The sequence below is a fragment of the uncultured Brevundimonas sp. genome (genome assembly GCF_963975535.1).
Lineage (GTDB): Bacteria > Pseudomonadota > Alphaproteobacteria > Caulobacterales > Caulobacteraceae > Brevundimonas.
Genome location: NZ_CAXBHE010000005.1, coordinates 167,464 through 180,129, shown reverse-complemented (window position 1 = coordinate 180,129; position 12,666 = coordinate 167,464). Strand labels below are relative to the sequence as shown.

10 protein-coding genes are annotated in these 12,666 nt (G+C 70.6%); 4 read left to right on the top strand and 6 right to left on the bottom strand.

Annotated features, from left to right (window positions below; genetic code table 11):
* Window positions 1-81 precede the first annotated feature (81 nt).
* The 4 genes from murJ to AACZ75_RS09005 all read left to right on the top strand — a co-directional run bounded on the left by murJ (window position 82) and on the right by AACZ75_RS09005 (window position 4,000).
* Entirely contained in the window at window positions 82-1,662 is a 1,581-nt protein-coding gene (gene murJ / locus AACZ75_RS09020; RefSeq protein ID WP_339872641.1) for a murein biosynthesis integral membrane protein MurJ, read from the top strand.
* A gap of 40 nt (window positions 1,663-1,702) precedes the next feature.
* Complete coding sequence (gene trpS, locus AACZ75_RS09015; RefSeq protein WP_339872519.1) at window positions 1,703-2,755, top strand: tryptophan--tRNA ligase; 1,053 nt, start codon at window positions 1,703-1,705, stop codon at window positions 2,753-2,755.
* A 76-nt stretch (window positions 2,756-2,831) separates the two neighbouring features.
* The gene (locus AACZ75_RS09010; protein ID WP_339872518.1) at window positions 2,832-3,524 is read left to right on the top strand and encodes a GNAT family N-acetyltransferase; all 693 of its coding nucleotides are present in this window, start codon (window positions 2,832-2,834) and stop codon (window positions 3,522-3,524) included.
* Between the two features lie 14 nt (window positions 3,525-3,538).
* Window positions 3,539-4,000: an OsmC family protein gene (locus AACZ75_RS09005; protein ID WP_339872517.1), complete on the top strand. Its 462-nt coding sequence runs from the start codon at window positions 3,539-3,541 to the stop codon at window positions 3,998-4,000.
* On the opposite strand, the gene AACZ75_RS09000 is transcribed toward AACZ75_RS09005, so the two are convergent.
* The 6 genes from AACZ75_RS09000 to AACZ75_RS08975 form a co-directional block, all read right to left on the bottom strand.
* On the bottom strand, window positions 3,997-4,752 hold the full coding sequence (locus tag AACZ75_RS09000) for a dienelactone hydrolase family protein (RefSeq protein ID WP_339872516.1): 756 nt from the start codon (window positions 4,750-4,752) through the stop codon (window positions 3,997-3,999). The two genes, AACZ75_RS09005 and AACZ75_RS09000, sit on opposite strands and share 4 nt — an antisense overlap.
* Before the next feature lie 153 nt (window positions 4,753-4,905).
* Complete coding sequence (gene purH, locus AACZ75_RS08995; RefSeq protein WP_339872515.1) at window positions 4,906-6,510, bottom strand: bifunctional phosphoribosylaminoimidazolecarboxamide formyltransferase/IMP cyclohydrolase; 1,605 nt, start codon at window positions 6,508-6,510, stop codon at window positions 4,906-4,908.
* Between the two features lie 71 nt (window positions 6,511-6,581).
* Window positions 6,582-8,390 carry a heparinase II/III family protein gene (locus AACZ75_RS08990; RefSeq protein WP_339872514.1) on the bottom strand — a complete coding sequence of 603 codons (1,809 nt, stop codon included), beginning with the start codon at window positions 8,388-8,390 and terminating at the stop codon, window positions 6,582-6,584.
* The gene (rpe, locus tag AACZ75_RS08985; protein WP_339872512.1) at window positions 8,387-9,049 is read right to left on the bottom strand and encodes a ribulose-phosphate 3-epimerase; all 663 of its coding nucleotides are present in this window, start codon (window positions 9,047-9,049) and stop codon (window positions 8,387-8,389) included. The genes AACZ75_RS08990 and rpe overlap by 4 nt, the downstream gene beginning before the upstream one ends.
* A 79-nt stretch (window positions 9,050-9,128) precedes the next feature.
* Entirely contained in the window at window positions 9,129-10,535 is a 1,407-nt protein-coding gene (locus tag AACZ75_RS08980) for an RsmB/NOP family class I SAM-dependent RNA methyltransferase (RefSeq protein ID WP_339872511.1), read from the bottom strand.
* On the bottom strand, window positions 10,532-12,520 hold the full coding sequence (locus AACZ75_RS08975) for a potassium transporter Kup (RefSeq protein WP_339872510.1): 1,989 nt from the start codon (window positions 12,518-12,520) through the stop codon (window positions 10,532-10,534). Before AACZ75_RS08975 ends, AACZ75_RS08980 begins: the two co-directional genes overlap by 4 nt.
* Window positions 12,521-12,666 lie beyond the last annotated feature (146 nt).

Here is a 12,666-nt window from a genome sequence, read left to right as displayed (position 1 = left end):
GATCCCGCCCTGCCGATCCTGGCCTCGTCCATCGACAACGATCGTCCGGCCACCGGTCCCAAGCCCGGCAAGGGTGGCGGTATGATGCGCAATTCGGCCATCTTCAGCGGCCTGACCCTGGTCAGCCGGCTGGCTGGATTCGCCCGGGACGTGGTGATCTCGGCGGCCCTGGGGGCGTCCGCCGGACCGGCGGCCGACGCCTACAATACCGCCCTGAACTTCCCCAATCTGTTCCGCCGCATCTTCGCCGAAGGGGCCTTCGCCGCCGCCTTCGTTCCGGCCTACGCCAAGACGCTCGAGACCGAGGGGGCGGAAGTGGCCGACAAGATCGCCACCGACGCCCTGGCCACCGTGGCCGCGGCCACCGTCATCCTGACCCTCATCGCCCAGTTGACGATGCCGTGGCTGATGACGGTCATCAACATCGGCTTCCTCGACGACCCGGCCCGCTTCAAGCTGGCGGTGATCCTGACCCAGATCACCATGCCCTATCTGCCCTGTATGGCCGTGGCGGCCCTGCTCAGCGGCGTGCTCAACGCCCGCGGCCGCTTCATCGTCTCCGGGGCCTATCCGATCCTGCTCAACCTGATCATGCTGGCCGCCGTCATCCCGGCCCAGGGCGACCAGATCGGGGCCGCCTATGCCGCCTCCTGGGCGGTGCTGGTCGCCGGCGTGGCCCAGGCCGGCCTGTGCTGGTGGGCCGCGCGCAGGGCCGGGGCCAATATTCGCCTCGCCTGGCCGCGGCTGAGCCCGGCGGTCAAGGCCATCATCATCACCGCCATCCCCGCCGCGATCGGCAACTCGGCGACCCAGATCAACGTCTTCATCTCCGGCAACCTGTCCAGCTTTGTCGCCGGTGGCCGCACCTGGCTGGCCACCGCCGACCGCCTGTACCAGCTGCCGCTCGGCCTCGTCGGTGTCGCGATCGGCATCGCCCTGTTGCCGCGCCTGTCGCGCGCGGTGGCCTCCGGGGACCACGGCCAGCAGCAGGCCTCGATGGATGAGGCCGTGACCCTGTCGATGGCGCTGACCCTGCCCGCCGCCGCGGCCCTGATGGCCATGCCCTATTTCCTGATCGACGCCCTGTTCACCCGCGGGGCCTTCCTGCAGATCGACGCCGTCAACACCGCCCGCGCCCTGTTCCAGTTCGGCTGGGGCGTGCCGGCCTTCGTGCTGATCCGCATCCTCGCGCCCGCCTATTTCGCCCGTCGCGACACCCGAACGCCGATGCTGTTCGCCCTCGTCTCCGTGGCCGTCAACGCCGGCCTGGCCATCGCCCTGTTCAACCTCGGCATGGGCGTCTCCGGCATCGCCGCCGCTGTCAGCGCCGCCGCCTGGACCAATGCCGGCCTGCTGGGCTTCACCCTGTGGCGACGCAACCACTACCGTCCCGCCACGGCAGCTCTGTCGCGTCTGGTCCGAATCGGCCTGTCCAGCGCCGGCCTCGCCGTGGTCGTCAGTCTGGCCGCCTCGGCCCGGCCCCTGCTCGAGGCCCCGATCGCCGGAACCCTGGCCCTGGCCGGTCTGGATCACGGGGCCAAGGAAATGGGTCTGGTGCTGGTGACCCTGGCCGGAGGCCTGACCTATGTCGCCCTGGCCTTCGCCACCCGGGCGCTGACTGTGGCCGAGGTCAAGACCCTGCTGGGCCGCAGCCGCCGCTAGACCCTTGCCCTGAGCCCGGGGGTAAGGCATCTGCGCGGGCATGTACGACCCGACCGCGCCCGCCGCCCCGCCGCCCGCCTATACCGGCCCCCGCCGCATTCTCAGCGGTATCCAGGCCTCGGGTGCCCTGCATCTGGGCAATTACCTGGGCGCGTTGAAGCGGTTCACCGAGCTGCAGGACCAGGGCGCGCCCTGTTTCCTGTTCGTGGCGGATCTGCACGCCATCACCGTGTGGCAGGATCCGGCCCTGCTGGCCGCCCAGACGCGCGAGATCGCCGCCGCCTATCTGGCCTCGGGCCTCGATCCGGCCCGGTCGGTGATCTTCCCGCAGTCGGCGGTGCGGGCCCATTCTGAACTGGCCTGGATCCTCAACTGCGTTGCCCGCCTCGGCTGGCTGGACCGGATGACCCAGTTCAAGGAGAAGTCGGGCAAGCACAAGGAGCGCTCCAGCGTCGGCCTCTACACCTATCCGGTGCTGCAGGCCGCCGACATCCTGCTCTACAAGGCCACGGAGGTGCCGACCGGCGAGGACCAGAAACAGCATCTGGAACTGACCCGTGACATCGCCCAGAAATTCAACACCGACTTCAATGTACCCGGCTTCTTCCCCCTGCCAGAGCCCCTGACCCAGGGCCCGGCCCCGCGGGTCATGAGCCTGCGCGACGGCGCGGCCAAGATGAGCAAGTCCGACCCCTCGGACCAGTCGCGCATCAATCTGACCGACGATTCCGACACCATCGCCGCCAAGATCCGCAAGGCCCGCACCGACGCCGAACCCCTGCCCGAGACCCTCGAGGGTCTCGCCGACCGGGCCGAGGCCAGGAACCTGGTGACCATCTACGCCGCCCTCGCCGGCATGAGCCGCGAGGCGGTTCTGGCCGAATTCGGCGGCCAGGGCTTCGGCGTGTTCAAGCCGAAACTGGCCGAACTGGCCGTGGCCTCGATGGCCCCGGTCAGCGGTGAGATGCGCCGGTTGATGGCCGACACGACCGAGATCGACCGGGTGCTGAAGGACGGGGCCGAACGCGCCGCCGCCATCGCCGACCCCGTCGTGGCCGAGGTCAGGAAGATCGTCGGCTTCTGGCGCGGCTGACGGCTCCGGCGGTTTCCGGACGTCGCGCTGTGTCAGGCGGTTCCACCCGGGACCGTTCGGCTCTAGAGCGTCGGTCATGAGCCACCCCCTCGACCGCGCCGTCTGGAACGCCCTGACCACAAGGCTGTCGCCATTCACGACGGCGGACTCCGACGGTCGCGCCGTGCGCATCGACCCCGAGGTCGGCGTCTTCCTCGCCGCCGCCGATACGTCGGCCGCCAGCCTTGCCCGACTCAGCGAGCTGGCGCGCCGGCATCCGGGAGCCGGTCTCGTCGAGGCGACGGGGGGCCCGATGGTCGACGTCCTGCCCCAGGGCACCGCCGTCGATCGCCGCATCGCCCTGGTGCAGATGATGGCGACCGCCCTGACGCCCGGGGGGCGGGATCTGCCGTTCGAGACCCTGACCGAGGCCGACGCCCCGGCCATGCTGGCCCTGGCGACCCTGACGCAGCCCGGTCCGTTCCGGTCGAAGACCCGCAATCTGGGCCCCTTCATCGGCGTCAAGCGTGACGGCGACCTGATCGCCATGGCCGGGCGGCGGCTGCGGGTCGAGGGTTTCACCGAACTGAGCGGCGTCTGCACCCACCCCGACCACCGCGGCCAGGGCCTGGCCGCGGCCCTGTCGCGGGCGGTGATATCCGGGATTCTCGCCACGGGCGAAGGGGTTTTCCTGCACGCCTTCGACGGTCACGACGCGACCATCGCCTTCTACCGTTCGCTGGGCTTCAACGTTCGCGCACGGATGACCTATACGGTTCTGGCGGGCTGACGGCGGAGACGGGCATGAGCAGGCACGAGGCGATCGTCGAATGGAGTCGGGGCGACCAGCTCTTTGCCGACAATCTCTATTCGCGCGGTCACGACTGGCGCTTCGACGGCGGGGCGATGGTGCGCGGCTCCTCGGCCCCGACCAGCGTTCCGGCCCCGATGTCGGACCTCGCCGCCGTCGATCCCGAGGAGGCGCTGGTGGCGGCCCTGTCCAGCTGCCACATGCTGTTCTTCCTGGCCTTCGCCCGCAAGGAGGGCTTCGTCGTCGACCGCTACCGCGACGCGGCGGTCGGCCTTCTGGACCGAGACGGGCGCGGCAAGATGGCCATGACCCTGATCACCCTACGCCCGGCGGTGGTGTTCTCGGGCGAGTTCCGACCCGACGAACCCGGGATCAAGGCCCTGCATCACCGGGCACATGAGGCCTGCTACATCGCCAGCTCGATCCATGCCGAGGTCCGGATAGAGCCGGCCTAAGGCGGCGGGGCGACCGCCACGTCCTCCAGCAGGGCGCGAAAGCGGCGCACCGCCTCGGCGGTCAGGTCCGGATCGTGACGCATCGGCGGGGCGCTGGTCGGCTCATCGAAGGAATGGGTACCCTCGGCGATCCAGGTCTCGACCTCGGCCCCGCAGTTGCGCACCATGTCGTGCACCCGCTCGGCATTGCGCACGCTGGTCAGGTGGTCGGTGCGGGCGATCACCGCCAGGGTCCGGGGACAGTGCCGCCACGGCCGCATCCGGTTGCGGGCCAGGAAGCCGACATAGGGATAGGCCAGATAGGCGGCGATGACCGGGTCGAGGCGCACATCGCCGGGATTGGACAGGGTCAGGCCGGGCCCCGAGCGGTCGGCGCTCATCGCCTCCATGATGCCCCAGCCGCCATGGCTCCAGCCGGCCAGGGCGATACGATCGGAATCGACTTCAGCCATCCGCGACACGCCGTACAGGGTGGCCAGCACATCCCCGGCCCGCTCGCTGCCCCGCAGCACCAGGCCGGTACAGACGGCCCCCAGGGCGAAGGTCCGGCTGAAGCCGCGCCCGGCATAGGAATCGACCGTACAGGCACGCCAGCCCGCGGCCCTGGCCGCCGCAGCGTAAAGCGGCAGATGGTCCCTCAGCCCGCCGCAGCCGTGAAACAGCAACACCGCCGGTCGCGGCCGGTCGTCGTCGGGCCCCGTGACCGTGGTATGGGGCGCGAGCTTCGCCCAGCGGGAGGCCAGTGTGTCCATGGCCGGAGCCTAGCCGTCCCCGTCGCGGTCAAATAGCCGAAATCGCAGACCCGGCGCTCAAGCGGAGAGCCGCCGCGCGGCGAACGTAGCGCCCCCAGAAAGCGCTCCTGCAGCGAACGACCGCGTCGTGAGCGATAGCGCCAATGACGAGCCCTAGTGCCGGAACACCCGCACCCCGGTGAAGGCCATGGCCAGGCCGGCCTCGTCGGCGGCGGCGATGACCTCGGCGTCGCGCATCGAGCCGCCCGGCTGGATCACGGCGGTGGCCCCGGCGGCGGCGGCCTCGATCAGGCCGTCGGCGAACGGAAAGAAGGCTTCCGAGGCACAGGCCGACCCCTGGGCCAGCGACCGGGCCAGCCCCTTGACCTCCCCGGCCTCGGCGGCGCGGATCGCGGCGATGCGGGCGCTGTCGCGACGGTTCATCTGACCGGCCCCGATGCCCGCCGTCTGGCCGTCGCGGGCATAGACGATGGCATTGGACTTGACGTGTTTTGCCACGGTGAAGGCGAACAGCATGTCGCGCACCTCGCTCGGGGTCGGCTGGCGTCGCGTGACGATCTTCAGGTCCTGGGCGGCGATCCGGGTGCGGTCGCGCGACTGGACCAGGAAGCCCCCGGCCACCGACCGGAACACCTCCCCCGCGGCCAGGGCTTCGGGCAGGCCGTCGGTCAGCAGCAGACGCAGGTTCTTCTTGGCGGCGAAAATGGCCCGGGCCTCGTCGTCGGCCCCGGGGGCGATGACCACCTCGGTGAAGATTTCGGTGATGGCCCGGGCGTCGGCCCCGGTCAGGGGCCGGTTGACCGCGATCACCCCGCCGAAGGCCGAGACGGAATCGCATTCCAGCGCCCGCACATAGGCCTGGTGCAGGTCGTGACCGATGGCCACGCCGCAGGGATTGGCGTGTTTGACGATGACGCAGGCCGGCGCGTCGAACTCGGCCACCAGCTCATAGGCGGCGTCGGCGTCGGCGATATTGTTGTAACCCAGCTCCTTGCCCTGGATCTGTTCGGCATGGGCCACGCCCGGCCGGATCAGGCCGGTGCGGTAGAAGGCCCCCGTCTGGTGCGGGTTCTCGCCGTAGCGCAGGGTCTGGGCCAGGCTGCCGGCGATGGTCTTGCGCGCCGGAGCCGTGTCCTCAACCTGACCCGCGAACCAGCCGGAGACCGCGGCGTCGTAGGCGGCGGTGCGGGCGAAGGCCCGGGCGGCAAGCCGTTTGCGCAGGGTCAGGGAGGTGCTCCCGTCAGCGGCAAGCGCCGCCGTCACCTCGGCCACGCCCTCGGCATCGACGCAGACGGCGACATAGCCGTGGTTCTTGGCCCCGGAGCGGATCATCGCCGGACCGCCGATGTCGATGTTCTCGACCGCCGCCTCGAAGCCGCCGCCTGCGGCCACCGTGGCCTCGAACGGGTACAGGTCGATCCAGACGATATCGATCGGGCCGATGCCGTGGGTCGTCATGGCCTCGGCGTGGGCGGCAGCGTCGCGCACGCCCAGCAGGCCGCCATGCACCACCGGGTGCAGGGTCTTGACCCGGCCGTCCATCATCTCGGGGAAGCCGGTCAGATCGGCGACGTCCCTGATCGGCAGGCCGAAGCCGGCGATCGCCGCCCGCGTGCCCCCGGTCGAGACCAGCTCTACGCCCAGGTCGTGCAGGGTCTGCGCCGCCTCTTTCAGCCCCGTCTTGTCCGACAGGGATATCAGGGCGCGCACGGGCTTGACCCGGTCGGGTGCGGGCGGAAAGTCGGGAGCGGCGGGCATGACGGCGTCCGTTCATTGGGGGCGGGGGAGGGCGCGGGCCGTCTAGCATCCCGGGCCGCCAGCGTCACCCTCTAGACCGGATCGCCCGCCGCTCCGGCCGGGCTCAGCTTCCAGCGGATCTTGGTTTCGGAGTCGGTCCGGGCCGAGCCACGCACCACGATCTGCAGCGACCGCCGGGTCAGGCCGTCCTCGACATGGACCGAGGGCTCGATGGCGACGTCGGGACCATCGGTGCGGAACCACCAGCCCCGGCCGGAATGACCGCGCAGCAGAATGGAGCGACGGTCGCGCGCCAGCGAGGCTTGGACCCCAGGCTCCAGCTGGAAACGGGCGGCATAGGGGGCGGCGATAATGCGCACCACCTCGGCCTGGCCCGAAGCCGGATACAGCCGTTCCTCGGCCCGCAATTCGTCGAGCCGCTGGTCCAGATACAGCCGGCGCTGATGCAGCAGGCCATAACGCGGCACCCAGCCGTCGTGCTGTACCTCCAGCCAGACCGCGCCCTCGCCGTCGCGCTGTTCGACCTCGACGTGCAATGGCCGCCCGACCAGTCGCGGACCCAGCATGTCGGCCTTCCAGCCGCCCAGCGGTTCGGCGATCGAGGTCTCGCCCAGGGTCAGGGTCGAATGCCCCGGTGTCAGCCGCAACCCCTGGCGATCCGCCGCGCGCGGGGTCCAGCCGCACCCGGAGATCAGCCGGTCGCGGCCACAGACGATTTCCAGCGCCAGCGGCTGGGCACAGGCGGCCGTCGACCAGGCCCCGCGCGCGGGCGCGGCGGCGTCGGCGACGATCGTCAGCAGCGGACTCTGGATACGCGTGATCCCGGCCACGGCGACGCCGGAGGTCGGGGCGACGGCGTCCTCGTCGGCCCGGGCTGCCGCGACCCGCGCCACGGTGGACGGACCGCCGCCCTGCATCGCCACCAGCCGGCCGTCCGGCAGGGTCAGGACATTCAGCCCCGCCGTCAGCCGGCCGATTGTGTCGCGTACCACCTCGGGGGCCGGTTCGGACAACTGGGCCAGGGCGTCATCGAGAGTTAGCAGGTCCAGCAGCAGTTCCAGCCCGGCCTCGGGGCTGCGCGTGGCGTGGCCGCCGTCGACCCCGACCGTCTCTCTCAGGGCCCGGGGCAGCCGTTTCAGGGCGGTTCTGCGAATGGCGATGCCCGCCGGACCGGCCAGCACACAGCCGGCCACGGCCGCCGCGGTCAGACGTTCGGCCTTGCCGGCCAGGCCGCCGGGCGGACGCAACAGCTGGCGGGCCTGGCGGGCCAGGACCGCGGCCAGTCGCAGCCGATCAGCCTCGGTCGCCACCCCGCCCATGCGGCGGGCGGCGCAGGCCAGGGCATAGACGCGCCGGGCCAGGATGTCCGGCTGCCACGCGAACGGCGACCAGCGGCTGAACAGGTCATCCCAGGCCAGGGTCAGGCGCAGGGCCTCGCGCGCGCCGCGTTCGCCGCCCAGCATCAGGGCGGACAGCCAGTTGAAGGCATGCAGCTCGGCGGCGAAGGCCCGGGTCGGACTGGGCCGGTTCCACGGATCGGCCGGCGCGGGCGCATCGAGATTGAACCCGGCGAGGGCAAATCGCCCACCGAGGACGCTCTTGCCCAGGGCCGGATCGGCGGGGCGGAAATCACGCGGCGTGGCGGCAAAGGACGTCACCCTGGCCCCGCCGAGGGTCAAACCGTAGCCCGGCAGGCCGTACAGCTCGATCCACAGCTGGCGGGTCAGCAGCCGGCCGACGATGGCCGGCCACAGACCGGGTCCGGTCACCGCCCCGGTCGCCCGCACCGGCGTTCGCATCGGCGCACCGCGCAGACCGGGGATTTCTCCGGCCGGCGGCGCGTCGGCCTCCTTGCGGGCGAACGGACCGACGGGGCTCACGCGGCTCCCTTCAGGGCCCGGATGTTGGCGGCATAGGCCGAAGGACCACCCCGGAACACGGCGGTTCCGGCGACCAGGGCGTCAGCCCCGGCGGCGACACAGGCCCCGGCGTTAACCGCCGTGACCCCGCCGTCGACCTGCAGGCGGGCTGCCGAACCGGCCGCGTCCAGCAGGGCCCGCGCCCGCTCGATCTTGCGCAGGGAGGCGTCGATGAACGACTGGCCGCCGAAGCCGGGATTGACCGACATGATCAGCACCAGGTCGACGAGGTCGATGACATCCTCGAGCACCAACAGCGGCGTGCCCGGGTTCAGCACCACCCCGGCCTTCGCGCCCATCTGGCGGATCCGGCCCAGGGTGCGGTGCAGATGCGGCCCGCTCTCGGGATGGACGGTCAGGATGTCGGCTCCGGCCTCGCGATAGGCCTCCAGCCACGGATCGACCGGGGCGACCATCAGATGCACATCGAACGGCAGGGTCGTGTGTGGACGCAGCGCCTTCACCACGTCCGGGCCGAGGGTGATATTGGGCACGAAATGCCCGTCCATCACATCGACATGGACCCAGTCCGCCCCGGCGGCCTCGATCGCGGCTACCTCCTCGCCGAGACGGGCGAAATCACTGGCGAGGATCGACGGGCAGATCAGGGGCGTGGACATGGTCCCGGGATAAGACGGCTGGCCGCGAGGGGCAAGCGTGACCTCGCCGCACCGCCGCCCTGAGCGCCGGGGGCCGGGGTCAGGCCCGCGCCAGCTTGGCCACGAAGAAGCCATCGACGCCGCCGCGCTCGGCCCACATCGACGGCAGGATGCGCAGCCAGCCCTCGGGCGTCAGCGCCTCGTCCGGAGCTCCGACGGCCGCCGGATCCGCCGGCACGGTGCGGAAGGCCGGGTTACGGCGCAGGAAGGCGATGATCTGGGTCTCGCCCTCCTCGCGTTCCAGCGAGCAGACGCAATAGACCAGCCGCCCGCCCGGACCGACGCGCTCGGCGGCGGCGTCCAGCAGCCGGTGCTGCACATCGGCCAGCTTGGCCACCTCGGCCGGCTTGGTCGCGCGCAGCACTTCGGGATTGCGCCGGAAGGTGCCGGTGGCGGTACAGGGCGCGTCCAGCAGCACCGCGTCATAGGTACGGCTGTCCAGCCAGTCCTCGGCCGGGCGGGCCACGACCTCGGCCTCCAGCCCGACCCGGGCCAGGTTGCGATGCAGGCGTTTCAGCCGCGCCTCCGACCGGTCCAGGGCCGTGACCACGGCGCCGGCCGCGGCCAGTTGCATGGTCTTGCCCCCGGGTGCCGCGCACATGTCCAGCGCCGTCTCACCCGTCTGTGGGGCCAGCAGCCGCACCGGCACGGCGGCCGCCGCGTCCTGCACCCACCAGATGCCGTCCTCAAAGCCGGGCCAGCCGGCCACGTCACCGTGGCGACCGGTACGCACCGAGCCGCCGGGCAGGACGACGCCCTCGACCAGCTCCGCCAGGGCCTCGGCGTTCGCGCCGGGCTTGAGGGTCAGGTCGGTCGGCGGCTCCTCGCGTGCGGCGAGGGCCAGGCCGGCCAGGGCCGCGTCGCCATAGGTCTGGCGCCAGCGCGCGACGAGCCAGTCGGGCAGGTTGGATTCGGCCGTGGTCAGGCCGGGGCCCTCGCGACCGATGCCGCGCAGCACCGCATTGACCAGATTCTTGTACGGCCGGGTCTTGGGGTCGCGTTCGGCCAGCTTGACCGCCGTCGACACGGCGGCGAAGGCCGGGGTTTCCAGCACCAGGGTCTGGGCCAGGGCGATACGCAGGATGGTGCGCACGGCCTCGGGCGGGGACTTCTGCAGGCGGTGATTGAGAATCTGGTCGATCTCGCCCAGCCGGCGCAAGGCCGCCATGGCCACGGCGCGGGCGAAGGCCCGGTCCGGGCCCGGCAGGTTGCTGACGGCGGGCAGGGCCAGGGCCTCGTCCAGACCCCCGCGGCGGATCAGCGCCCCGTTCAGCAGCAGGCCGGCAGCGATGCGCGCCTCGACCCCGATATCGGCGGAATCGTCCGGTTCCAGCCGCTCCGGCCGGGGCCGTTCGGGCCGCGGGCCGCGGGCCTTGTCGGCCATGCGCCGGCCACGTGCGGCGGAGTCTCCGCCCTTGCTGCGCCCTTTCGGGGTTCCACCACTCATACGGACACCTGGGTTCCGAGTTCGACCACGCGGCCCGGAGGAATGTGGAAGAAGTCGGTCGGGTTGGCGGCGTTTCTCATCAGGAAGATATACAGCCGATCCTGCCAGATCGGCATGCCCTTGTGCGCCGACGGAATCACGGAGCGGCGACCGAGGAAGAAGCTCGTCGACATGATGTCGAACTTCAGCCCCTGTTTGCGACACAGCCCGAGCGCCTTGGGCACGTTGGGCTGTTCCATGAAGCCGTAACTGATGGTCAGTTTCTTGAAGTCGTCGCTGATCGGTTCCAGCGCGATACGGTCGGATTCCCGCACGCGCGGCCGGTCGGTCGTGCGGACGGTCAGGATGACGTTCTTCTCGTGCAGAACCTTGTTATGCTTGAGGTTGTGCATCAGGGCGACCGGGGCGATGTCCGGATCCGAGGTCAGGAAGATGGCGGTGCCGGGCGCGCGGTGCGGCGGCCGGGCGCGCAACATCTCGATCAGATCGGCCAGCGGCAGACTGTCCTTGCGGGTCTTGGCCGTCAGGATCTGGGTGCCACGCACCCAGGTCCACATCAGCAGGACGATGCCGCCGCCCATGGCCAGCGGCGCCCACGCCCCCTGCGGAATCTTCAGCAGGTTGGAGCCGAAGAAGGCCAGATCGATGATCAGGAACGGTGTGATCGCCAGCACACTCACCGGCAGGCTCCACTTCCACAGACGCCGGACGATGAACCACGCCAGCAGGCTGTCGACCAGCATGGCACCGGTCACCGCCACGCCATAGGCCCCGGCCAGCTGGGACGAGGTCGGGAACATCATCAGCAGCAGCATCACCCCGACCAGCATCGCCAGATTGACCGACGGCACGAAGATCTGGCCCGCCTGGCTCTCGCTGGTCTGCAGGATCTTGATCCGCGGCAGAAGCCCGAGCTGGACCGCCTGTTGCGTCAGCGAGAAGGCCCCGGTGATCACCGCCTGGCTGGCGATGACGGTGGCCATGGTCGCGAGGATCAACACCGGCCAGTAGACGCCGTGGGGAATCATCTCCCAGAACGGGTTGATGCGGGCTGAAGGGTCGCTCAGCACCAGGGCCCCCTGGCCGAAATAGTTGAGCATCAGACAGGGCAGGACGAACCAGAGCCAGCCGGCCCGGATCGGGGCCTTTCCGAAATGACCCATGTCCGTATAGAGCGCCTCGGCCCCGGTGACGGCCAGGAACACACTGCCCAGCAGGATGAAGCCGAGGAAGCCGTTGTCGATCAGGAACAGGGCGCCGTAGTGCGGCGACACGGCCCTGAGGATGCTGGGGTCATCGAAGATATGAAAGAGGCCGAGCGACGCGAGCACCAGGAACCAGACCGTGGTGATCGGGCCGAAGGCCCGGGCCATGCTGGCGGTGCCGCGCGCCTGGACCATGAACAGGGTGATCAGGATGCCGACGGTGATCGGCAGGATGAACGGCGTCATCCGGCCGGCGACGCCGGGCGCGTCGCCCAGGCCCTCGACCGCCGACAGAACCGACACCGCCGGTGTCAGAACGCCGTCGGCGTAGAACATGGCCGCGCCGCAGACGCCGAGAAAGAAGACCAGGGTCGATCGCTTGCCGATGGCCCGCTGGGCCAGGGCCATCAGGGCCAGGGTACCGCCCTCGCCCTTGTTGTCGGCCCGCATAAGGAAGAAGACGTATTTGACCGTGACCACCAGGATCAGGGCCCAGAACACCAGCGAAACCGTGCCCAGCACCGCCAGTTCCGCCGCGCCGCCGCTGCGGGAATGGGCCAGCGCCTCGCGCATGGCGTAGAGCGGGCTGGTGCCGATGTCGCCGAACACCACGCCGATGGCCCCGATGGCCAGGCCCAGCTTGCCGGCCTTGACGTGGCCGCCCTCACCGGCCGCCGCGGGGTGCGGATGGGCCGGTGCGACGGACTTGTCGCCGGGTGCCTGGGAGTTTGAGGTGGGGGCGGCGCTGCCGTCTTCACCTGGGGGAGGGGCCCCGACCATGAACAGCCTCCGGGTGCCGCAGAAGGCGGTCCCATCAAGAGCGGCGAGCCTTTAGTCTCTTTCCAGTTCGGGTTCAATCGTACCGGCGAGGCCGCAGGGACGCTGATTGTGTAACCGGCGGCGACGCCCTACCTTCACGGTCACAC

Bases quoted from the DNA above. Each gene is read 5' to 3' on its own strand.
- murJ (WP_339872641.1), top strand. From the start codon at position 82: ATGATGCGCAATTCGGCCATCTTCAGCGGCCTGACCCTGGTCAGCCGG.
- trpS (WP_339872519.1), top strand. From the start codon at position 1,703: ATGTACGACCCGACCGCGCCCGCCGCCCCGCCGCCCGCCTATACCGGC.
- AACZ75_RS09010 (WP_339872518.1), top strand. From the start codon at position 2,832: ATGAGCCACCCCCTCGACCGCGCCGTCTGGAACGCCCTGACCACAAGG.
- AACZ75_RS09005 (WP_339872517.1), top strand. From the start codon at position 3,539: ATGAGCAGGCACGAGGCGATCGTCGAATGGAGTCGGGGCGACCAGCTC.
- AACZ75_RS09000 (WP_339872516.1), bottom strand. From the start codon at position 4,752: ATGGACACACTGGCCTCCCGCTGGGCGAAGCTCGCGCCCCATACCACG.
- purH (WP_339872515.1), bottom strand. From the start codon at position 6,510: ATGCCCGCCGCTCCCGACTTTCCGCCCGCACCCGACCGGGTCAAGCCC.
- rpe (WP_339872512.1), bottom strand. From the start codon at position 9,049: ATGTCCACGCCCCTGATCTGCCCGTCGATCCTCGCCAGTGATTTCGCC.
- AACZ75_RS08980 (WP_339872511.1), bottom strand. From the start codon at position 10,535: ATGAGTGGTGGAACCCCGAAAGGGCGCAGCAAGGGCGGAGACTCCGCC.
- AACZ75_RS08975 (WP_339872510.1), bottom strand. From the start codon at position 12,520: ATGGTCGGGGCCCCTCCCCCAGGTGAAGACGGCAGCGCCGCCCCCACC.